The 20799-nt window shown below is 68.8% G+C and carries 27 protein-coding genes; 11 read left to right on the top strand and 16 right to left on the bottom strand.

Going from position 1 to position 20799, the window contains the following annotated elements:
- The first annotated feature begins 396 nt into the window (after nt 1-396).
- Nucleotides 397-1245 (top strand): site-specific integrase, encoded by an 849-nt coding sequence (locus H6G99_RS04030; protein ID WP_190610054.1) that lies wholly within the window; start codon nt 397-399, stop codon nt 1243-1245.
- 540 nt (nt 1246-1785) lie between these two features.
- Here H6G99_RS04030 and H6G99_RS04025 read toward each other — a convergent pair.
- From H6G99_RS04025 to H6G99_RS16530, 11 genes are all read right to left on the bottom strand, one after another.
- On the bottom strand, nt 1786-4443 hold the full coding sequence (locus H6G99_RS04025) for a tape measure protein (protein ID WP_190610051.1): 2658 nt from the start codon (nt 4441-4443) through the stop codon (nt 1786-1788).
- 280 nt (nt 4444-4723) lie between these two features.
- Nucleotides 4724-5035 carry a hypothetical protein gene (locus H6G99_RS04020; protein ID WP_190610050.1) on the bottom strand — a complete coding sequence of 104 codons (312 nt, stop codon included), beginning with the start codon at nt 5033-5035 and terminating at the stop codon, nt 4724-4726.
- Nucleotides 5036-5308: 273 nt separating this feature from the next.
- Complete coding sequence (locus H6G99_RS04015; RefSeq protein ID WP_190610048.1) at nt 5309-5473, bottom strand: hypothetical protein; 165 nt, start codon at nt 5471-5473, stop codon at nt 5309-5311.
- A gap of 43 nt (nt 5474-5516) precedes the next feature.
- Entirely contained in the window at nt 5517-5744 is a 228-nt protein-coding gene (locus H6G99_RS04010) for a hypothetical protein (RefSeq protein WP_190610047.1), read from the bottom strand.
- Nucleotides 5745-5923: 179 nt separating this feature from the next.
- Entirely contained in the window at nt 5924-6292 is a 369-nt protein-coding gene (locus H6G99_RS04005; protein WP_190610045.1) for a hypothetical protein, read from the bottom strand.
- Nucleotides 6293-6375: 83 nt separating this feature from the next.
- On the bottom strand, nt 6376-6672 hold the full coding sequence (locus tag H6G99_RS04000; protein WP_190610043.1) for a hypothetical protein: 297 nt from the start codon (nt 6670-6672) through the stop codon (nt 6376-6378).
- A gap of 31 nt (nt 6673-6703) precedes the next feature.
- Nucleotides 6704-6865, bottom strand: a complete 162-nt coding sequence (locus tag H6G99_RS03995) for a YlcI/YnfO family protein (RefSeq protein ID WP_190610042.1) — start codon at nt 6863-6865, stop codon at nt 6704-6706.
- Between the two features lie 107 nt (nt 6866-6972).
- Nucleotides 6973-7200, bottom strand: a complete 228-nt coding sequence (locus H6G99_RS03990) for a hypothetical protein (protein ID WP_190610040.1) — start codon at nt 7198-7200, stop codon at nt 6973-6975.
- A gap of 73 nt (nt 7201-7273) precedes the next feature.
- On the bottom strand, nt 7274-7474 hold the full coding sequence (locus H6G99_RS03985) for a hypothetical protein (RefSeq protein ID WP_190610039.1): 201 nt from the start codon (nt 7472-7474) through the stop codon (nt 7274-7276).
- 268 nt (nt 7475-7742) lie between these two features.
- The gene (locus tag H6G99_RS03980; protein ID WP_190610037.1) at nt 7743-10250 is read right to left on the bottom strand and encodes a VapE domain-containing protein; all 2508 of its coding nucleotides are present in this window, start codon (nt 10248-10250) and stop codon (nt 7743-7745) included.
- A gap of 260 nt (nt 10251-10510) precedes the next feature.
- The gene (locus H6G99_RS16530) at nt 10511-10732 is read right to left on the bottom strand and encodes a helix-turn-helix domain-containing protein (protein ID WP_190610035.1); all 222 of its coding nucleotides are present in this window, start codon (nt 10730-10732) and stop codon (nt 10511-10513) included.
- 606 nt (nt 10733-11338) lie between these two features.
- On the opposite strand from H6G99_RS16530, the gene H6G99_RS03970 reads away from it, so the two are divergent.
- From H6G99_RS03970 to H6G99_RS03950, 5 genes are all read left to right on the top strand, one after another.
- Complete coding sequence (locus tag H6G99_RS03970) at nt 11339-11761, top strand: type II toxin-antitoxin system death-on-curing family toxin (RefSeq protein WP_190610034.1); 423 nt, start codon at nt 11339-11341, stop codon at nt 11759-11761.
- Nucleotides 11762-11931: 170 nt separating this feature from the next.
- Nucleotides 11932-12168: a type II toxin-antitoxin system Phd/YefM family antitoxin gene (locus H6G99_RS03965; RefSeq protein WP_094585383.1), complete on the top strand. Its 237-nt coding sequence runs from the start codon at nt 11932-11934 to the stop codon at nt 12166-12168.
- A complete protein-coding gene (locus H6G99_RS03960) occupies nt 12168-12596 on the top strand; it encodes a type II toxin-antitoxin system VapC family toxin (RefSeq protein WP_190610032.1) in 429 nt (142 codons plus the stop codon). Before H6G99_RS03965 ends, H6G99_RS03960 begins: the two co-directional genes overlap by 1 nt.
- A 92-nt stretch (nt 12597-12688) precedes the next feature.
- On the top strand, nt 12689-13399 hold the full coding sequence (locus tag H6G99_RS16525) for a LuxR C-terminal-related transcriptional regulator (protein ID WP_190610030.1): 711 nt from the start codon (nt 12689-12691) through the stop codon (nt 13397-13399).
- A 179-nt stretch (nt 13400-13578) separates the two neighbouring features.
- Nucleotides 13579-13884, top strand: a complete 306-nt coding sequence (locus H6G99_RS03950) for a hypothetical protein (protein ID WP_143594093.1) — start codon at nt 13579-13581, stop codon at nt 13882-13884.
- Here H6G99_RS03950 and H6G99_RS03945 read toward each other — a convergent pair.
- Nucleotides 13860-14501, bottom strand: a complete 642-nt coding sequence (locus H6G99_RS03945) for a cysteine hydrolase family protein (protein WP_190610028.1) — start codon at nt 14499-14501, stop codon at nt 13860-13862. The two genes, H6G99_RS03950 and H6G99_RS03945, sit on opposite strands and share 25 nt — an antisense overlap.
- 50 nt (nt 14502-14551) lie before the next feature.
- Between H6G99_RS03945 and H6G99_RS03940 the strand changes: the two genes are divergently transcribed.
- Nucleotides 14552-15904, top strand: a complete 1353-nt coding sequence (locus tag H6G99_RS03940; protein ID WP_353617167.1) for a type I glutamate--ammonia ligase — start codon at nt 14552-14554, stop codon at nt 15902-15904.
- 31 nt (nt 15905-15935) lie between these two features.
- Here H6G99_RS03940 and H6G99_RS03935 read toward each other — a convergent pair whose 3' ends face one another.
- From H6G99_RS03935 to H6G99_RS03925, 3 genes are read right to left on the bottom strand one after another with little or no spacing between them, the layout of a single operon-like run.
- On the bottom strand, nt 15936-16334 hold the full coding sequence (locus H6G99_RS03935; RefSeq protein WP_190610027.1) for a type II toxin-antitoxin system VapC family toxin: 399 nt from the start codon (nt 16332-16334) through the stop codon (nt 15936-15938).
- The gene (locus tag H6G99_RS03930) at nt 16334-16570 is read right to left on the bottom strand and encodes an AbrB/MazE/SpoVT family DNA-binding domain-containing protein (protein WP_094585356.1); all 237 of its coding nucleotides are present in this window, start codon (nt 16568-16570) and stop codon (nt 16334-16336) included. Before H6G99_RS03930 ends, H6G99_RS03935 begins: the two co-directional genes overlap by 1 nt.
- A gap of 46 nt (nt 16571-16616) precedes the next feature.
- Nucleotides 16617-17441, bottom strand: a complete 825-nt coding sequence (locus tag H6G99_RS03925) for a GGDEF domain-containing protein (protein WP_190610025.1) — start codon at nt 17439-17441, stop codon at nt 16617-16619.
- Between the two features lie 138 nt (nt 17442-17579).
- On the opposite strand from H6G99_RS03925, the gene H6G99_RS03920 reads away from it, so the two are divergent.
- The 3 genes from H6G99_RS03920 to H6G99_RS03910 all read left to right on the top strand — a co-directional run bounded on the left by H6G99_RS03920 (nt 17580) and on the right by H6G99_RS03910 (nt 19411).
- Nucleotides 17580-17999 (top strand): NUDIX hydrolase, encoded by a 420-nt coding sequence (locus tag H6G99_RS03920; RefSeq protein WP_190610024.1) that lies wholly within the window; start codon nt 17580-17582, stop codon nt 17997-17999.
- A 185-nt stretch (nt 18000-18184) separates the two neighbouring features.
- Entirely contained in the window at nt 18185-19207 is a 1023-nt protein-coding gene (locus tag H6G99_RS03915) for a restriction endonuclease (RefSeq protein ID WP_190610022.1), read from the top strand.
- Between the two features lie 18 nt (nt 19208-19225).
- The gene (locus H6G99_RS03910) at nt 19226-19411 is read left to right on the top strand and encodes a hypothetical protein (protein ID WP_094585359.1); all 186 of its coding nucleotides are present in this window, start codon (nt 19226-19228) and stop codon (nt 19409-19411) included.
- A 26-nt stretch (nt 19412-19437) separates the two neighbouring features.
- On the opposite strand, the gene H6G99_RS03905 is transcribed toward H6G99_RS03910, so the two are convergent.
- On the bottom strand, nt 19438-19863 hold the full coding sequence (locus H6G99_RS03905; RefSeq protein ID WP_190610021.1) for a hypothetical protein: 426 nt from the start codon (nt 19861-19863) through the stop codon (nt 19438-19440).
- 107 nt (nt 19864-19970) lie between these two features.
- Here H6G99_RS03905 and H6G99_RS03900 point away from each other — a divergent pair, with 107 nt between their 5' ends.
- Nucleotides 19971-20798: an MOSC domain-containing protein gene (locus H6G99_RS03900; RefSeq protein WP_353617166.1), complete on the top strand. Its 828-nt coding sequence runs from the start codon at nt 19971-19973 to the stop codon at nt 20796-20798.
- The last annotated feature ends 1 nt before the right edge of the window (nt 20799 follow it).

Here is a 20799-nt window from a genome sequence, read left to right as displayed (position 1 = left end):
ATTTACCAGGGGCAATAAGCTGCGATGTCCTGCCCCCCGTGGCAACACGACCTGAGCCGCGCCTTCAAGCGGCATCGAGCGGGCCGCAGCGGCTGGTATCTCCAGGTTCATGGCGACCGCCTGCGGCTGGTGAGCAGGGAGCTTCCCGCCCGTCCTGGCGAGCCTCCCGCTGCCGGGCCCAAGCAAAGGGCGCTCACCTTGGCCACTCCGCCAGGCCCATCCACTGTCGCCGCTGCCCTGGCCGAAGCCTGCGGGGTGTTTGATGGCGTCATGGCGGGCCGCTGGTCCTGGCCTAACCCAGATGCCGCTCCGGCAGGGGATGACCCTGGCCACCTCCAGCCCAGTCACCTCCGGCGCCTGGCGAGTCAACTGCGCGAGCAGTTGGTGGGGGAACAGATGCAGTCAGTCACCTGGGAGCGCACCTGGCAGCCGTACCTCACCCGGCTGGCCGCCACGGCGGAGGAGCGGAACTGGGCCGACGATGAGACATTCCTGGCCGCCTTTCTGCGGGGCTGGCCGCCTAACAGCCGCAGCCGGCAGATGGCCTACGACCGTGCGCGCAGGCTCTGGAAGGCAGCGGCCTGGAGCTGGCCGGAAGCACTCGCGCCGCTTCGGGGGAACGGGAAGGCAGCAGCAGCGCCGCAGGGGGTGCGGAGCTTCTCTGATGCCGAGATCGAGCAACTGCGTGCGGCGATCCACCAGAGCCGTCTGACCGCTGTTGATGGTGTGGCCTGGGACTGCATGATCGTGTTCGGACTGCGGCCCAAGGAGCTACAGGCCTTGGAGCTGCAACACCGTGAAGGCGTGCTGGTTGCGGTCGTGAGCCGCAGCAAGCAGACCAGCAGGGGCAGCAGCGGCGCCCGAATCATCCCTGCGGTCCCCCCTGCCGGGTGGCCAGCGGACTGTCATCGCCTGCTAGATCGATGGAGAAGCCACGGGCTATCACCGGCTCTGCTGAGCACTCGCTCCCCTGGGCAAACACTGACCCAGCAGCTCCGCCGCCTGCATCTTCCGGAGGAGCTGACCAGCTACGGCCTACGTCACGCCTTCGCCCTCCGACTGGGGCTTGAGCTTGGCCTGCACGTGAGAGAAGCGGCTGAGCTGATGGGCCACAGCCCTGCAGTGCATCTAGCGACCTATGGACGGAGACTTGACGGGCCAGGGCTGCTGGCAAAGGTTGCCGGATTGAAGGCAGGGCGTGAGGTATCAGCACAAACCGTAAAAGGTGTCGAAATCGCCAACTAAAGGCACAGTTTCTTGCTTCCCATCATGATCCAATTAGAGCAGGTTCTGGACTTTGTTGATGGCGTGGACTGCTGTGGAGATGGGTTGCTAACGGGCACCCGTTGGTATCCACTGCTCCCTGTGGGTGGATTCCTGACGCAGGCAAGGACCATCCCATAGTCGTCTCCCCATCTACGTTCGCACTGATTGATTGTTTCCACACTGGCGCCAGATCGCTGAACCCTTTGGTAGTCAAGGTTCTGCTGCTGGATGCAGTATTGAATCATGCCAGGGTCTCCTCCCCACTTGCGCCTGCACTCGCCAACAAGACGACCAATCGTTCCCTGAGGAGCCGCCACAAGTGGCTCCGGAAAAGTGAGAAGAAGTGATGCGGAGATAGCTAGCCGAAAAGCAGTCATGAGAGTGGGGAAAATGCATTGCTAAACCACAGCAAGACGTTAGCTGCAGGAAATGTCCTCTGTACAGTCATTTACCTCTAGCAATGCTGCCGGTCTAACGTCTCGCCCAAGCCGATAGGCGCATAGCTGGCGGCCGCCTTGATCAGGTCAGCCCGTTGAGCACCCGCAGCTGGGTGGTCCCGGCGCTGTTGCGCACCTGGACAGGCACGGTCCATTGCTTCTGCCGCAGCGCCCGCACCTCGGCGCTCAGGTCGGCAACGGCGAGGCCGAGCTGCGCCAGCGTCTGTTCACTGCCACGGCGGCCAGCGGGTGCCTGCGCCGGGGTGGTCACGGTCGTCCCGGTGCGCCGCTGCATCGCCACGGCATGGTGCGATGCCACCACCGAAGCGCTGGGCCCGATCATGCCGGCCTCCTTGAGCTGGCGGGTCATGGCGGCAGGGATCACCGTGCCGCTGGTGGGTGCCGTCCAGAGGCTGTTCGCCGGGGCGTTGATCAGCGACAGGCGGCCAGCCGCAGACAGGAAGGCCTCCTGCCCGAGGCTGACCCCGCCGGGGCCGTCGTTGATGCGGTAGCGGTGGCCACCCTCGACCCCGCCGCCGGCGAAGCGGGCCGGGCTGAGGCCAGCCGCCTGCGACAGATACCGGAGCAGCTGCTCGGCGCTGGTGGCGGCGTCGGCCATGTTGCTGGCGAAGGTGCGCGCCTGATCGGCGGCCTCGCCGGTCGCCTTGCCCAGGTCGGCGGCCTCGATCTTCCCGGCGCTCTCCCCCGCGTCGTCCGCGTTCTTGCTCAGCACGGTGATGGCACCGCTGGCATCGGTGAAGGCCTTGACGACCACGCCGGCACGTTCGCCCACCTTGCCGATGGCGCCGCTCACCGTGTCCAGCTCACCGGGCAGCTGGGTCAGGGTCTGCACCCCCTCGCGGTACGCGGCGTTGAGCGCCTGCTGGGTGGGCGTGATGTTGGCCAGGGCCTGTTCAATGCCGAGGGTGGCCCCCTGCGTCCTCAGCTGCTGCAGGGCCGTCTCGCGGGCAGCGGCGGCGGCGGCGGCCTCCAGCGGCTGCGTCCTGGCCAGCAGGTTCACCCGCTCACCCGCCAGCCGGACGTTCTCCCGTGACAGGGCGAGCGCCGCCTGCGCCTGGCCGATCTTTGTGGCATCCCCGCCGGCCTGCGCTTCCGCCACCGCCTGCTGTGCCCTGATGGCGGCCTGCTGCGCCGTGATGACCCCCACCTGGGCCTCTACGGCGGCCTTGCGTTGTGACAAGGCCAGGATGGCGGCCTCCACCTGCTGGGTCTGCAGGAGGGTCTGGTACTGGCTGATCAGCGCCTGGCGTTTCAGCTCGTCGGTCTGCCGCTGCCGGGTGGCGATCCCTTCCTGGGTGATGCCCAGCTGCTGGGCGTTGTCGATCTCGAACTGGGTGCGGGCGCGGACGGTGTTGAAGCGCTCCTGCTCCAGGGTGCTGGCGGCCTGGGCAAAGCTCAGCAGCCCCTGGCCGACCGAGGCCTGGCCATCGAGGGCGCGGACGGGCTCCTGGGCCTTCAAGGTGTTGAGCTCCACCGAGGCCCTGACGCGGGCTTTCTCGATGTCGAGGGCCTTCTGCAGCTGGGTGGCGGTCTTGGCGGCGGCGGCGGCGGTGGCGAGCTCCTGCCCCTTGCGATCGACGTTCTCGGCGCGGAACTGGCGGGCCAGATCGAGCGCGTTGGTCTGAACCTTGCTGAAGCGCTCACCGCCCAGGTTGAGCTCGCCGAACCAGTCGCGGGTGGCGCCGGTGTTGGCGATGGCGAGGCTGAGGATGTTCTTCGCTTCCTGGGTCGTCAGGCCATAGAGCTTCTGGATCGCCTCCACCGTCCCGACCAGCTGATCAGCCTCCTGCGCGGTGACGCCGAACGATGCCCGTATGTCTGCCGATGACGCCTGCACCTGCGCTTCGGCGATGGCATCGGTCAACGCTCTGACCCCGGCGGTGACGGCTGGCAGGGCGCTGGTCCCGAAGCTGGCCTGCAGATCGACCCAGGCGTTCTCCAGAGCCGCGAAGTTCTGCGCAGCGGTCTTTGCACCGCCGGAGCTGGCGGTCAGCTCGTTCAGGCCTTTTGTGAGGGCGGGGAAGAACTGGTCGGCAGTGAGGCGGCCGCTCTCCACCAGCTTGATGAGCTGCTGCTGGGTGACGCCAAGGCCCCGGGCGGTGGCGCCGAAGGCGATGGGCAGGCGCTCCCCGAGCTGGCCTCTCAGCTCCTCCATCTGCACCGTGCCCTTGGAGGCCACCTGCTGCAGGGCCAGCAGGGAGCCGCTCAGTTCGTCGTTACTGAGGCCCAGCGACTGCGCCGACTTCGCCACCGCCGCGAATAGGTCTTGCTGGACGGTGAGCGGCACGTTGGCCGACGTGGCCGCAGCGGTGAAGCCGCCGAAGGTGTTGCTGAGGGTCTTGAAGCTCAGCCCCAGGTCATCGGAGAGACCCCTGGTGAAGGACAGCGCCCCGGCAGCCCCCTGGTCCCCGAGCGTGTTGCTCAGCTTGCGGGTGATCGTCTCAAGCTGGGTGGCCTCATTGATCGCGCTCCGGAACAGGGCGGCGAAGGACACGCCAGCGGTGAGGTTCACCAGCGCGTTGCGCAGCGGGGTCAGCGCTGCCCCAGCCGCCTCTGATGCCGCCTTGGCGCTGGCGGGCAGCTCCCGGAAGGCGTCGCGGCTGCCCCTGCTCAGCCCGGTGCCGACGTTCGTCCCCGTGCGGGCCGCCTGATCCTCGACCTCGCGCAGCCGCCGCAGGATGTCGCGGAAGTCGGCGATGCCGGTGATCTTGAAGCTCATCCATCCGCTCGCGTATTCCCAAGCGTTCCCGGCCGGTAAGGGCTGGGGCTGAGGGCGTCAGCCGCCGGTCAGGCCTCGGCCAACCTGATCGGCAGACAGTGACGCGGCGCAGGGTGTGCCAGTGAGGCCAGCTGCTGCCGGGATCCCGCTGTCTCACCGGGCCCGGATAACCCGCGACAGCTGCGACTGGTGTCCAAGGATCGTGTCCAAACGACCCGATCTCAGCGTCTCACCGGCATGGTGTGCCAGTCGGCGGTGGTCGATCACACCGGGGGAGGGGTCAGCAGCAGGCGGCCACCATCGCCACCAGCTCGGCTTTCTTGGCCCGCTTGCTGCGGGTGCCGACCATGGGGCGCAACGTGGTGACGGGCAGCTCTGCCAGCTCGGCGGCCACCACGCTCAGGGGATGCACGGCTGGGGCGGCGGCCGGCGGCGGCGGCATCACCCGAGCGGGTGATCCGGCGGGCCTCGGGCGGGTGATGGTGAGCACCAGGGCCACCAGGGCGACGGCCAGCACGGCGACCGCTTCGAGGGCCACCAGGCCGATGAGCAGAAGCAGCTCGACCGGGTGCAGGGTTTCGGTTTTGTTCACGTTTCCAGGGGGCGAAGGATTCGCCCACCGGGCCATCGCTTCCAGGCCTCGGCGGGCATGGGCCCCCGGTGTGATCGTCCGATTCGGTTGTCGAGGTTCGTTTCGGCGGGCGTCTCACCCATGCCGGACCCGATCTCTGAGCCTCCCGCCCGTACCTGCCTCGCGGCCGGGGTGCGGTCTCTGTGATCGGGGCGCCGTGGCGCTTGGGGTGTCGTTCCTGGCGATCAAGCGGCGCATCCGGCCTGCCTGATCTCCACCCATCCTAGCAACATCTCACCGATTCGCCACCACGCGGGGCGAAGGAATCACCCGGTCGGGGATGTTGGCCTGGCGGGCGGCGCGGCGAGCCTGAGCACTCGACAGCGGCGACAGATCGACTTCCGGCACGCCGGGCAGATCGTCTTCACGGTGAAGAATCGGGCGGGTGAAGGTGGGCACGAGATGTAAGGCAGTTGCCTAAGCCTTCCCGCCATGGCAACGATCAGCCGTCAGCGGCCTCCAGCAGCCCCGGCAGGGCGGCGAATCCTGCCTGCAGGGTGAGCAGGGCAGCACGCATCCGGGCGGCCTCAGCAGCCGCAGCAGGGGCCAGGGGAAGGGTCTGCAGCTCGCTGACGGACACCTCCAGATCCTGCAGGGCCTCGACGCCGTGGGCAGCCAGATCGGCAGCCAGGTCGGCGGCGTACTCGGTGGTGGTGGTTTCGGAGAACATGATCGGGCGAATCAGGACAGCGGAAGCATAGCCTATCCGTCAACAGTTAGCGGTCCTAAAGTACAACGAACACCGCTAAGGATTGGCAACGGCAACAGACACAAAAAAAACGGGGGGTGCACTACGCCCCCCGAATCATGACTGTTCTGATCTCGCCCGCCTTAGTTTGCCGGAGCCGGTCAGTCCTCACCGTGGGGAAGTCCCCTCACCCAGGCGCCGCTAGGTGGCGATGCTGCAGGCGGCTCCATGCTGACGTTGGCGAAGCGGACCGGCTGCGGGGGCGGGGGATCGAACAGGCCGCAAAGTCGGGCCTGCGTATTGATGCAGCCCAACACAATCGATAACTGCCCTTCATGCAGTGCCCTGAGCTGCAACACGGACAGCGCAGAAAGCAGCTGGCTTAACAGTTCATGCCTTTCAATTTGCCAGTCCTGGATGATGGCTTGACGCGCGTCAGCGATGAGCCGATCGCATGTCCTGACCGGCATCCCCCAGTTATCCGAAGCAAACCGAAGGATCTCCCGGCGGGTCTTCCCGCTGATCAGCATGCTGGCGATCTGATGCGCACGGGAGAGGCGCAGGGCCTGAGTGGGCCTGTCCCTCCCCCCCTCCAGGTTGCCGCTGGCTGCCGTCACCCTTGGCCCCCTTGATCGCGCAGGGCCATGAAGTCGAGCACGCTCATCGCCTTAAGGTCGGCCTCGCTGAACGTGCGGCCTGGCTGCCTCGGCGATTGGTTCGCCTCCAGGGCCGCCTGGCGCTCCCGTTCCTTGCGGGCGTCTTGATACTGCTGGCTGCAGACATACCGGAGCAGGACGCTCTTCGGCATCTTTTCCATTTCCTCTGGGGTCGGATCCCTGTCCAGCGGCAAGCCATAGCCGTTCGGATCGGCTTGCCGCTCGGGCGCGTACTTCTTCGGGGAATCAGTCATGGGAGGCAGGGCGAATGGATGATGGGCCGGCTCAGAACCGGCGAGGGGGCGGGGGGAGCTGCGCGACCATTGCGGGGATGCCGGTCTCCAGCACGAAGCGCACGACGTTGACCGGGCGGCATCCGTGGAAAACGGCCAAGGCCTCGATCTGCTCGACCATCGACGGCGGCAACCGGATGGAGGTATGGACCATCCTCTGGCCGGGCGTGGGCGGGGCGCAGGCGAGCAATGTTTCAGCGCAGCTGATCAAGTGTTCCGGTCTGTGCGCTTGCCGTCCCCCGCGTAGCGCACAGGGCACGATCACGCCTTCGGGCTGCCGTTCGGCTGCTTCCCAAACTCAGGCCAGATTCGCTCGGCCTTGTGCTCCGGTTCGCCGTAGCGGGGCCATCGGCCCTCGACCCGAAGAATGGCCTCGGCGGAGCGGCGCAGGCTGCTGACAACGTGGTGATCGAAGGTTGAATCGTGGCGGCGGCAGAACCCTTCGATCACCGCGACAACATCAGCGGGCAATGTGAGGGTGCGCGTCACGGTCGGCTCAGGCTTGAGCCGGAGGCGGCTGCCGGGGCTGGCGGGGGCCTTGGGGAGACGGGCGGGCATGGGGCTACGGGGCGGGAATGGCGTCGAGGTCGTGGATGCCCAACTCGCGCATCAACTCGCGGAGCCTGTAGTGGGCGGCTCTGCGGGCCATTGCGGGCGCATGGCCGCAGCGCATGCCGATCTCCAGTTCGCCGTGTTCCTGGATGTCCTTGTGCAGGCGGCGCAAGCCATCACGGCTCATTTCGTACTGATCGGCGACGCTCACGGCTGTCAATGCGGTTCTCTCCGATCCTTCCGGCGCTCCCGGCAACTGGCACACGAGGCGCGTTAGACCGGCGGGATCCATGTCCAAAGCCCTGTCCAGACTCTGAAACCGGGCCGGTGTCGCAACAGTTGCAGCAATTCGCGGCAAGTGAGACAGGCGGATCCCTGACCGGAGCAGGGCCAGCTGGCACACCAGAGACCGCGTACCTGTTTGACGGATAGGTGGGCGGTGATGGTGATGGTCTGAGGCGTGTGGGGGGTGACTCCGGTCATGGCAGCTGACTGCTGCACGCCCTGACCTCATCCAGCGCCCGAAGCAGGGACTCGGTTCCGTTCGTCACCAGCACCCGGCCGTCCCTGGCCCGGGATGCGGCCCGGTAGCCGTTGCGCCAGGAGCCGTCCCGCTGCCGTACCTCCACCTGATCGTCCGGCTTGATGTCCTTTGGATCGTCTGAAGCAACAGTGGTCCAGTGGCGTTCCAGTGGAGTTCCGTTGAAAGCGCCATCTTCTTGGCCTGTCGGAACGCCCGGAACGGCCGGGGCGGAAGGGGTCTGAGGCGGTGTTCCAACCGTTCCGACGTTCCCCTGCATGTCGTCCCCGGCGGAGGAGGGAACTCCCATACGGCCACATACACCCTTATCCCTATCCCTTTCCTTATCTTCCCCCTCTCTAAAAGGTTGGAACGGTTGGAACAGGGTGTTCAGATCGCTGTCCTGCCAAGGCTTCTGGCCGTTCCAACTTCCCCAGGAATCGTCGCAACGGGGTTGGAACGCTGGAACGGGGATCGGCATGTAGCCGCTGCGGGACTGGCCCCCGCCGTACCGCCGCCGCTGCTGCTGCCACTGGAGCCGGCCGTCGTGGGTGGTGAAGCCGGCCCCGGTGATCAGGCGAGTCATACGCATCTGCACGTCGCGGGTGATCCGTTCCGTCTCTTCGATCCCCAGCGCCTGCCTGGCCAGGTCGTCCAGAGCGATGCCTTCCCGCTGGGGGTCTACCAGTGCTTCGAGCTGCTCGCGTAACTTGCCCTCCCAGGCGTCGCTGATCTGCACGCCCAGGGCCCGATTGGCAGCCTCGACGGCGGTGGGGTGGCCCTCGGGGATGAAGGACTCCAGGCCCCAGGCCACCCACGTCGCCACGGTTGCCCAGATCGACGCCCGGTTCTCCCGCACCCAGGCAGGGTTGCAGGGGCCAACCGGCACCACCCAGATTCGGCGGTTGCCGGTGTGGTCGTTCAGCACCTCCCGGGCGTTGGTGGTGGCGAACAGCAAGGCGCGGGCCGGGTGGTCACGGCAGACCGTCTCCCATTTCTGGACGTAGCGATAGATGCGGCGGCTGGCGAAGCCCTTGAACTCGGCCGCATCCCGACCCTGGAGCACCTTCTCGACCTCGTCGAACTCGAACACCCAGCAGGAGTTGAGCTTGCCCAAGAACTCGCGGTCCTCCAGCCCCTTCGGGACCTTCGTGGTGCTGTCAGCCATGCCGGGGGGGGCGAGGGCTGCGATGGTCTGCCCCTTGAGCTGGCCCTGCTCGCCCTGCATCAACAGCACCTGGTCGTGCTTGTAGCCGGGCTCCATGCCGCGTCGATAGCCGCCGGCCAGGTGCCGCGCCAGCAGCTCCTGGGAGAGGGTGTCACCGGGGGCAATGCCGAAGGCGGCGGCGATCTGCGGCAGGGGAAGCAGCCGTAGGCCGGGGCTTCTGGGCAGGGCTTCCAGCCATTCACGGACCGGGTTGAAACGGTTGCAGACGGCGACGTAGAGGAACGAATCGCGTGCGGCCTGCTTGGTGGTCTCGATGCCGTACAGGTGCGCCAGGAAGGAATCGGCCAGGTCCAGTTCATCCATGGGCCGCCCATCGATCTCCACCGACTGGCGCAGGTCATCGAAGCGCAGACGATGACGGCTGCGAAGGAATCGCTGCAGCTCCTGTTTCGTAGGCTCCTCAGGTGGCTGCTCTGGATCGGGGGGGTCCACCTGCTGCGCCACGGCGGCCAGCTGCTTCCGAGCCGCCTCCACGGGCACCCCGATGCGTTTCGCGGCGTCCACCAACAACAACTGGGCGGTGCCGTCGCCCGGGTAAGCCTTCATCGCCAGGGCGGCCAGGCGGCGGAGGGCCTTGAGCTTCCAGTCCACCCGCAGGTGCTGATCCCAGAGGGTGGGCAGGTAGCGGAGCAGCTCGCGGGCCTTGTGGCGGGTGACGGTCGCCAGATCGCCGCCGGCGTTGCGGAACTCGCAGGCGCCACCCTTCGCGCCGGCGATGGAGGCGGGCCAGAACGCCAGGCGAAGGGCGGTGCGCTGCAGGCCGGCGGCCACCAGGGGCCCCCAGACCCCGGGGTTCAGGGCGGCGTCGGCGTCGTAGATGAGCAGCCGCACGGATGGAGACAGCAGGGGCCACCCGGCGACCCCGGCGATGGCCTGGACGGTCTCGCCGGTGAGCAGGTACAGGGCGATGGCGTCCTTCAGGCCCTCGGTGGCGATGGTGGGCTCACCGGTTCCCACGGTGGAGGGGCACTGCGACACCCCCAGGCGGTTCAGGTACTTCACCCGGTCGCCTGTATGGGTGGTCGGCGGATCGTCGCAGCGCAGCTGGGCGAACTCACTGCCGAAGGGCAGCAGCAGGCCGCCGGTGCGGTGGCGGCCGAAGCGGAACCCCATCCGATGGGCTTCGTCGGCGTCGATGGTGCGGGCACCCAGCTGCACGGCGATCACCAAGCCATCGGGGCCCAGTTCGTCCAGCAGGTGGTCTCGATGTTCCGCGCAGAGGCCGTCGGCGGTTGCCATCAGCCGATCTCCCCTACGGCCTTGGTGAGCTCCTGCAGGCCACGGCGCAAAGCGGACCGCATCACTGCGGCCCTTGTGGCATTTAGGCGCTTGGCCAGTGCTGCGACTGAATCCAGCTCGACCTGCGCGAGACGAATGGTCGTGGGTCGGCCGAGATTTGCGGTATCTCGGATGGCGTCAACGTGGGGAGCGTGCACAGGTATCCCTGCAATGTTCCCTAGCGTTCCGACTACGCCAGCTGTCTTTTCTTGTGCCATGGCTCAGCCCACCCCCATGCGGCGGGTGCGGAGCCTGAGCGCTTCTTCGACGGCCGCCAAGTCCCATCGGAGCCTGGGCCGAACCGAGCCTGCGCCTACCGCGACATAGTGCTTAGCAGGGCGCAGGCTTCCATCAGCTCGGAGCCGTTGGATGGTTTTGTGACTGATTTGCAGAATCTCTGCAAGCTCAGCCGTCGACAAAGAAAAACGAGGTTTGGTCTCCACGGGTAACGGGTGCCCGCCAAGGCGAGCGATCCCCCGCGTGGGGCAGCCACTGGAGACAGGTGGCTGTCACTACGGGGCTGAAACCCGTGCCGCGTGCGTACCCCTATGGGGCATTGGCGCTCCAAATAAACCCTACAGAACCCTTGACAAGCCGTCAATGGACTGGATCGGACGGAGGTGACGCGGCCAGCCAATTTACCTCCGGTTTACCAAAGGCCTCTGCAGCCAGGCCAGATCCCTTGCAGCACAGCACTTTCTAGGGAGTGTCGCCTGCCTTACAAGCAGGATGTCGCTGGTTCGAAACCGGCATCGGGCATCGCTCAGATCCCAGCAACGGCGGGGATCCATGTCACTACGGCCACCAGGAAGGTTGACGATCAGGGCTAGTGTCAATTCACTTAAATCTGAGCTACCAGCCGTGGCTACCGATGCCTCCCCGATCTGGAAGAGCAAGGTTGCCGGTCAGAGCAGCGTGCCCTCTGTTGAGCCTCCCCGGCCAGGCGCTCTCCCGCCCCTGACGACGCGGAATGGAGTGCGCCCGGAACTCATCGATGACGCTCTGGCGTTCATGGATGAGTACGACGACGTGTTCCGTTCGCTGGCTCAGTGAGGATTGCGCCTGGGACCCTGATCCTCCCAGGCCCTTTTGAGATTGCACGGGTCCATGCGGCGACGATCAACAGGCATGGTGGTCTCCAGGTAACGCCGGATCTACGCAAGATCGAAACCGCTCTGGCGGAAGTCCTGGCATTCCACACCTTCAGGCCTGAGGCGGACATCGCCCTTCTGGCTGCTGTTGTGGCCTACGCCTTCGCCAAGGGCCACCCCTTACCCGATGGCAACAAGCGGGTGGCGTTCTTCTCTGTGAAGATGGTGCTGCGGGCGAATGGGTTTGAGTGGAAGCCCCGCCATGAAGAGGCGGAGCAGCGCCTGTGGCGGCTCGCAGAAACCTCCCCTCCACAGCGTGATCAGGTGCTTGAAGAACTCTCGATCTGGATACGGCAAAGCTGCACGCCGCTGTCCAGCTGATCTCGCCGTTTTTGCGCTGGCAGAGACAAGGGCTGCATCTCCCCTCCGACCCTGCCGCTGGCGCGGCTGGTGGCCTGAGGGGGCATAAACAGACGGCGCACGTTGGCCACTTCTGCCGGGGCGCCGTCCCACGGACCCGCTTAAAGTTGGTCATCTCGATGACCAACACCATGCGACAGGTCACGGTGGCGGAGGCGAAAGCCCAGCTGTCGAGCCTGCTCGACGCAGTGGAGCAAGGCCAGCCGGTGGTGATCACCCGCCGCGGCAAAGCCATCGCCGAGCTGGTTCCGCGGCAGGCCGTGCGCGATCTCCTGCCCCAGCTCCAGGCACTGCGGGACTCCCTGCCCCATCAGGCCACCGGCGGCGTGGAGACGATGCGCGCCCTGCGGGATGACGTCGGCTCCTGATGCTGTACGTGGACACCTGCGTGCTGCTGGCGGCCCTCACACCGGAGGCCCACTCCGGCGCCGCCGCGGCCTTTCTCGAACAGGCCCCTGCGCCACTGGCGATCAGCCCCTGGAGTGCCACCGAGCTCCATTCCGCTCTCGGGCTGAAGGTGCGCACCGGGGCCCTGAGTCCCTTGCAGGCCGAGGCGGTGCTCGAAGGCTTCGAACGCAGCCTGGCCCCAGGGTTCCTGATGCTGGAGGTGGAACCCCAGGACTTCAGGAATGCCAGCGCCTGTCTGCGCGGCTGGATCACGGCCCTGCGGGCGGCCGATGCGCTGCACCTGGCCATCGCCGCCGGACGGGGCGCCACCCTATGCAGCCTGGATGCACCGTTCGTGAGGGCCGCCCGGCAGCTGGGGCTCGAAGCCGAGCTGGTCGGGGCTGACTGACGCGCGTCTGGCGGCAAGCCCCGCCGCAAAGACCCTGGAGCCCCAGACGCACCCAGGCCAGGCGATCATGAACGCCGCTTGTTCCTCCCGCTGTGGACCTCACGGATCTGATCCCGGGGATCCCCGCCCTGCTGGAGGAGCTGGAGGGGATCCTGGCCGGACGCACCACGGTCGCCTGCCTGGAGCACATGAAATGGCTGGGGGCCTTCATGTGCATCACCCCGGTCCAGAAAAGCCTGGTGGGGGCCGCCACGACGGAGGAGGAAGGCTTCCGGCTGGTGGAGCGCCAGCGGCCGTCGCTGCTGGTGGTCAGCCAACGGCTGCAGGAGGGCACCGGGCTGGCGCTGGTGGAGCGCACGAAGGCGCTGGACCCCGCCATCCGCACCCTGCTGGTCGCCGACGACGCCAACGAGGCCCTGGTACGGGAGGCCCTGGCCCGCGGCTGCAACGGCATCTGCTTCGAGTCGGGCCTGTTCATGCCGGCGCTGCGGGTGGTGGCCAGCGGCGGCATCTACTACCCCGAACCGGTGGCGGCGGTCCTGCGGCAGCAGCCGCCCGCGGCCCCGATCGAACCACTGACCGAACGCGAGCGGGTGGTGCTGAACCATCTGATGCTGGGCCTGACCGACCAGCGGATCAGCCAGGAGCTGGTGGTGAGCCCCGAGACCGTCAGGACCCATGTGAAGCACATCTTTCAGAAGCTCCAGGTCGACAACCGCACCAAGGCGGTCGTCAAGTCGATCGCCGCTGGGCTGATCAACCTGGAATCAGCGATGGAGGGTCGCACCCCGGTCACGGGCTGAGCCGAATCCCCCGTTCTGGGGATGCGGGCCGAGGGTGCTGCAGGGGAAGGTGGTCAGGTCAGGGCGTAGCCCGAGCGGCCTCCCGATGCCAAGCCGGGACGCCGGGACACAGCAAGACCCCAGCAGCCCAGCGCACCATGGCCGTCCACCTCAGCTTCGCCGCGGCCGGGCACTCCAGGGTGTCCGAGGTCATCCTGGCCGGCCGCACCGGCTACTGGCTGTGCGACCCGGAGCGGGTCCTGGCCCATGGCGTCGTCAAGCTGTACGAGCGCCACCCCGAGGGTGGCGACTTCGATCTCAACGACAACGTCGTGGGCCCCTGGGTGGCCACCCTGAAGGTCACCGGCGCCGACCGGGTGCAGTGGCTCGACCGGACCCGGACGATCATCGCTTTCGACCCCGCCACCCTGACGACGGAGTACGTCACCAGCGTGCCCCCGTTCAACGCCTCCGGCGTCTACTACGACCCGGAGCCGGTCGCCTGAGGGCGGGGCTCTGCGTTCAGTACCGCCACGAACTCCCCGCTGCTGATCTGCTCGGCGTAGCCGGCGAAGCAGGCCAGGGCGGCGGCATGGCGCTCCGGGGTCACCGCCTGGCAGGCGTCGTGGACGCACACCACCCGGTAGCCGCGGTCGGCGGCGTCCTTGACGGTGTGGTCGATGCACTGGTCGGTGAGCAGGCCGATCACCACCACGGTGCGGACGCCCAGGTTGCGCAGCAGGTAGTCGAGGCTGGTGGAGCTGAAGGGCGAGGAGGAGCTCTTGGGGAGCACCAGCTCGTCGGCCACCGGCGCCAGCTCGACGATCACCGCGGCGGCGCGGCTGCCGGGCGGGAAGCCCATGCCGCAGCGCTTGTAATCAAAGCTGCGGTCGCGCCCGTCGGCGGTGAGGTTCGCGATCACGGTGTGGATCACCTCCAGCCCGCCCTGGCGGGCCGCCGCCAGCACCCGCTGGGCGTTCGGCAGGGTGGTGGCGCGGAAGCGGCGATCGAAGTCAGGGTCCGGCCGGGGCTGGGCGTCGCCGCAGGTGCCCTGCTGCAGATCCACCAGCAGCAGCGCGGTGCCGTCGGGGTGGAGCCACTCCGCGGGTGGGCACGACGGCATGCAGGCGGCGGCGATCCGTCCAATCATGGCGGCAGACGCTTGTCGGGCCCGTGTCCACTCCCCCCGCCCCCATGGCCGCGGCGCTGGCCGCCCAGGGGATCCGCTGGGTGGCGATCACCTGGGTGAACCACGCCGGGGCGCCGCTGGTGAAGGTGGTGCCGCTGGCCGGCTTTGAGGCGGCGGTGGCGGTGGGAGTGGGCTTCTCGCCGGTGTCCGATGCCTTCGGCGCAGGCGGCGCCATCGCTGCCGGCCATCGCCTGGCCCGGCCCGACGGCGACCTGCGCCTGCGGGCGGATGCGGCGGCCCTGGCGCCACTGGAGCCGGCCAGCGGCTGGGCCTGGGCGCCGGGGGAGCGCTACGAGCGCAGCGGCGCGCCCTACGCCGGCGACCAGCGCCACCTGTGCCGCCGCCAGATGGAGCAGCTGCAGCGGGCCGGGGTGGAACTGCGGGCCGGCTTCGAGCTGGAGTGGCTGGTGGCCAGCCCCGGCGCCGACGGCACACCGGCGCCGGCGATTCCCGGGGGGCCCTACGGGGCCGATCGGCTGGTGGAGGGCCTCGACTACGCCACGGCCCTGCTCGAGGCCCTGGAGGCGGCCGGCCTGCCCTGGCTGCAGTTCCACCCGGAGTACGGCGCCAGCCAGTTCGAGCTGTCGCTGGCGCCGGGCACGCCCCTGGAGGCCGCCGACAGCCTGGTGCACGCCAAGTTGCTGATCCAGCGGGTGACCCGCCGCTTCGGCTGGCGCTGCAGCTTCAGCCCCAAGCCCAGCCTGGAGCGGGTGGGCAACGGCGGCCACCTGCACCTGAGCCTGCGGCGCGACGGGGCGGCGCTGCTGGAGGGCGGCGATGGCGAGGCCGGCCTCAGCGACGCGGGCGCCGGGGTGCTGGCGGCGCTGCTGGCGGAGCTGCCGGCCCTGCTGGCCCTGGCCTGTCCCCTGGCGGTGTCCTACCGGCGGCTGGCCCCGGGCTCCTGGTCGGCGCCGTTCCAGGTGTGGGGCGTGGAGAACCGGGAGGCGGCCCTGCGGCTGGTGCCCGCCGCGGCCGATGGCGCCCCGGCCCACCTGGAGCTGAAGGTGGCGGACCTGGCCACCAACCCCTACCTGCTGCTGGGGGCCGTTCAGGCCGTGGTGGCCGACGGCCTTGCACACAGCCGGCTCCTGCCGCCGCCGGTGGTTGGTGATCCGGCCCGGTTGCCCGCCGGGACGGTGCCGCCCCTGCCCGCCAGCCTGGCGGAGGCCTCGGCCGCCTTCGCCGCCAGCGGCCTGCTGCGCCAGGCCCTGGGGGAGGCCCTGCACGGCTCCCTCTGCGACAGCCAGGCGGCGGAGGTGCGGCGCGCGGCGGGCTGCAGTGAGGCGGATCTCGTGGCCGCGGACTCCTGGTGGCCGATGGTGGGGGGGATCGGCTGAGGGGGCATCAATCCCGTCGTGGTCACGACGCTCAGGGGCTGATCAGCTCCAGCCCCGGAAACGCCTGCCGGTAGCGGCGCTGATCGCGGGTGAGCAGCGGTATGCGCTCCACCAGCGCATGGGCGCCGATCAGGAAATCCGGCAGGATCGAGCGCCGCTCTCCGCCGCGGCTGCGGTAGTCCGCATGGGCCCGGGCGGCCAGGAAAGCCGCCTCCCGTGGCAGGGCCCGGTATTCGAACAGATGGGGAGGCAGGAGCTCATCCACCGACTCGATCGTCTCGCAGGCAAAGGCGATCTCGCCATAGACAATGGCGTTGATCGCCACCGGTCCGCGGTCCAGGCAGTGGCGGAGTTGATGGGTGCTCCAGCGGCTCCAATGGGGGTCGTCGGTGGCGATATCGAGGATCACGTTGGAGTCGACCAGCACCATCAGCCCCCATCTCCCCGGGTGAGTGCGAGCAGTTCATCGGTGCTGAGGCGGGTGCGCAGCCGCGCCCGGCGCAGCCGCTGGATCGCCTCGGCCCCTGGCTCCTGCTGCTCTGGGGCCTTCTCCAGCAGCACCCGCCCCTCCTCGACCCGAAAGACCACCTCGGTGTGGGGCAGAAGCCCGCACTGACGCCGGATGTCCAGAGGGATGGTCACCTGGCCCTTGGAGGTGATCCGCATGGACGTGCCCGCCTACCGGAACTGGTAAGAATCTTACCGGCGCCCCTCAGCCCGCCACCATCACCCGGTTCCGCCCAGCGGCCTTGGCGGCGTAGAGGGCTCCGTCGGCGCTGCGCAGGCCGCTCTCCAAGGCTGCCAGGCCCGTGCCCCGCACCACGGCCAGGCCGGCCGAGAGGGTGACGCGCTGCCCCGGCGCCCCAGGGTGCGGCACCGTCGCCGCCGCCGCCCGCAGCCGCTCCAGCAGGGGCTCCGCCCCCTTCACATCCACACCCGGCAACACCAGCGCGAATTCCTCACCGCCGACGCGGGCCAGCACATCGCCGGGGCGCAACATGGCCCTCATGGCGGCGGCCACGTCGCGGAGCACCACATCGCCGGCACCATGGCCCCAGCCGTCGTTGATGGCCTTGAAGAAGTCGATATCGAGCATGGCCCCCACCACCGGCCGGCCGTCGCGGGCGGCGGTGGCAAGGGCCACCGTGGCCTCCTCCGCGAAGCCGGTCCGGTTGGGCAGAAGGGTCAGCGGATCGCGCCGCACCGCGGCGGCCAGCTCGGCCTCCAGTCGGTCGCGCTGGCGCAGGGTGGCCAGCACCGCCAGCACCTGGGCGGGGATGGAGAGATCGAGGATCACCCACACCCAGCGGCGCCAGCCCAGCGGCTCGCCTGGCCGGCCCAGGGCCTCACCCACCCCATCCTCGAGGGCGAACACCCCGAGGGCCAGCAGCACGGCCGCGCCGAACCGGGACCGCCAGCGCCGCTGCCGCGGCTGACCCGGCAGGCGGGAGCGCCCCCATGACTCCTTCGCCGCCAACCCGCACAGCACCGCCGTGGCGGCCCGCAGCAGCAGGAAAGTGAGATCGGCGGAGTTCACGGGCTGGGCAATCCCCCGGAAAGCTAGGGAGACAAAGGCGGCGGCCGCTGTCTGCCACGCCACCGGGCGCCGGCCGGAATCCCACTCCAGAATCCCCCCATCGACCGCAGGCCTGCACCCCATGGACCGCCCCCACCCATGACCTTCGCGGTGGCGCTGGCGATGCTGGAGCGGGAGGGTCGCTGGCTGCTGCAGCTCCGGGACGACATCGAGGGGATCGTCCATCCGGGCTGCTGGGGGCTGTTCGGCGGCCACCTCGATCCAGGGGAGCGGCCGGAGCAGGCGATCCTGCGGGAGCTGGGCGAGGAGATCGGCTGGGAGGCGTCCGCACTGCCGCTCTGGTTCGAGCACCACGACGACCAGCTCAGCGCCTTCTACTTCCGCGGCCCCCTCACCGTGCCCCTCTCGGAGCTGCAGCTGAACGAGGGACAGGACATGGTGCTGGCCGGGCAGGAGGAGCTGCGCAGCGGCCTGATCTGGAGCCCCAGGCTGCAGCAGCGGCGCGGCCTGGCCCCGTCCCTGGAGCGGGCCGTGCGCCGCCTCAACCCAGAGAACTGAAGGAAAGGTGAGCGATGCCTTAAGATCCGAGGTATCAGGCCGTTCTCCTGTGTCTCAGGGTTGATGAGGATGCGCTTCCCGGCAAGATTCGCGACAATCTCAGGGAGCTTCTGTCCAGAAGCTGTAGGCGCCGTCACTCCCGCCATGCCGCCCGCAGGCCTACCGTCCCGACCCGCGTCCCTTCGATGACCAACGTCTGGTGCGTTCGGGCAGGCGGCGGCATCTACGCGGACAACTTCCTCAGCGGCGGTTTCGTCGGCATCGGCTGGCGGGAAATCACCGAGGATCTCGGCCCGATCAGGAACCGGGAGCAGCTGTTTTCGGTGGTGCGGCGCTACTTCCCGGACATCCAGAGCGCGATCCTGCTCTCCAACTACGTCAACGAGATCCACCGCTTCCTGTTCGAGATCCGCCCCGGCGACCACGTGATCATCCCGGCGGCGGAAGCCGACCTGCTGCGCTTCGGCGTCGTTGATGAGGGCTGCGCCTACTACGACCCCACCGGCGACGACGGCTGTCCCCTGCGCCACCGGCGTCCCGTCACCTGGTCGCCCGAACCGCTCCGGCTCGACCACTTCTCAGCGCCGTTCCGCAATTCCATCCGCACCCTGCTCACCGTTCCGGCCCACACCCGGATGCGTTCCCTGCTGACGGTGTTCCTGGTGGAGCACCAGGCCGAATTCATCCGCGCCATCGGCCGCCAGGAAACGGCCACCCCGGCCCGGGCGACCACCCGGAAGGAGGAGGCCCACCGCAGCGTGCTCGAACAGCTCCTGCAGCTGGATCCCGCCGAATTCGAGCGGCTGGTGGTCCACCTGCTCGATGCCCTCGGCTTCCAGGACTGGGAGCGGACCGAGCACCGCGGGGCACTTCGTGACGTGTTCGATGCCTGCGGCGACATCAGCCTCGCGCTGCCGGCCCGCATCCGCATCCATGCCCGCTTCCACCGCGGCAACCTCGGCGCCCGGATCGGCGCCGACACGGTGCGGGAGCTGCGCCAGTTCATTCCCTTCGGCGGCCATGGGGTCTTCATCACCACCGCCGATTTCCAGCCGGCGGCGACCACGGCGGCCGGCGAGGAGGGCTTTGCCAGGATCAGCCTCGTCAACGGCCACCAGCTGGCCGAGCTGATCGCCCGCCACTGGACCCACCTCCCCGGTGACATCCGGGATCGTCTTTCGCTCGAGCAGGTGCTGGTGAAGAATTAGGGCCCACCGCCCGAGTCCATGGCTTCGCGATCGCGCCGACGCACGCCCACCCATGGCAAGGGCACGCCCCCCCGGCAGAACGTCGCCGGGGCCGCACCGGAAGCCACCGGCCTGCGGCCGCGGCTGCAGATCCTGGCGGGGTTCCTGCTGCCGCTGCTGGTGCTCGGGCTGTGGCTCAACTCCCGCGGCTTCTGGAGCCCCTGAAAGGGCGCTCCCTCCCGGGCGCCGGCTCAGGGGTCCCCCAAGGGAAACGTGGGACCGCTGCCGAGCAGCTCCACCTGGGGATCGTCGCGGAAGATCGCCAGCAGTTCCCCGTGCAGGGCCTCGGCCCAGGGGGCCGTGTCGATGAAGCGGAAGCGGCGCCACTGCCAGATCCGCTCGGCGACGGCCCCGTCGGTGCAGCAGAACTCCATCACCTCCCCTTCGGCCGGCTGGCTGTAGATGCAGACCCCGAAACGGAAGGGTGCGTCGGCCAGCTCCACCCACCAGCCCCAGTCCTCGCAGCAGAGGAAAGGGACCTGCCGGCCGTTCGCCCGCAGCCGCTCCTGCAGGTGCAGCGCCAGGGCCTTGCCCACCGTGCCCGGGTTCACCATCTCCCCGGCCTCGCCGGGGAGCTCGGGGAACTTGGCGGATCGCAGGTGGATGAAGTCCTTCATGGCCCAGGAGAGCGGATCCCGGCGTGTGCCCTGCGGACGGTAGGTGCTGCTACCGGCGTTGGCGCGCCTCCGCCCCCAGAGTGCGCCGGCAACAACAGGCGACGGGCGTGCAGAATCTGGTGGGAACGGTGCAGGCGCTCTGGCGCTACCCGGTGAAGTCGATGCTCGGGGACTCCCCCAGCCAGCTCGACGTCGACCCCCGCGGCATCCGGGGCGACCGGGCCTATGCCCTCTGGGACCACGCCAGCGGCCGGGTGGCCAGCGCCAAGAACCCGCGGCTCTGGCAGGGCCTGCTTGGCTACCGGGCCCGCTTCCGGGAGGAACCGACGCCGGCGGCGCCCCTGCCGCCGGTGCTGATCGGCCCCCGCGAGGACGACGGCAGCGCCGGGCTCTGCAGCGGCGAGGACGATGTGGACGCCTTCTTCAGCGAGCTGTTCGGGCGCAGGGTGAGCCTGCTGGACACCCCGCCGGAGGGGGCCAGCCTCGACCAGTACTGGCCGCCGGTGAAGGAGCGCGCCTTCCAGGACGTGACCAACGCCCTGGAGCTGCCCGAAGGCACCTTCTTCGATGCCTGCCCCATCCACGCCATCACCACCGCCACCCTGGAGCGGCTGCGCCAGCTCGAACCCCAGCTGGATTTCGCCGTCGAGCGCTTCCGCCCCAACCTGCTGATCGCCACGCCGCCGGAGTCCTCCGGCTTCGTGGAGGAGGGCTGGAGCGGCGCCTGCCTGCAGATCGGCGAGCAGCTGGTGCTGCGGGTCGACGGCGGCTGCCCCCGCTGCGTCGTCACCACCCTGGCCCAGGGTGCCCTGGAGGAGAACCTGGAGATCCTGCGGGCCACCGCCCGTCACAACGGCGTGGTGGCCGGCATCCGTCTGAGTGTGGTCAGCCCCGGCCCGGTGGCAGTGGGGGATCCGGTGCGGCTGTTGCCCTGAT

Source organism: Synechococcus sp. FACHB-909 (assembly GCF_014698945.1).
GTDB lineage: Bacteria > Cyanobacteriota > Cyanobacteriia > PCC-6307 > Cyanobiaceae > Cyanobium.
The sequence above is the reverse complement of the archived record's forward strand: the minus strand, read 5'-3'. Positions and strand labels throughout refer to the sequence as shown.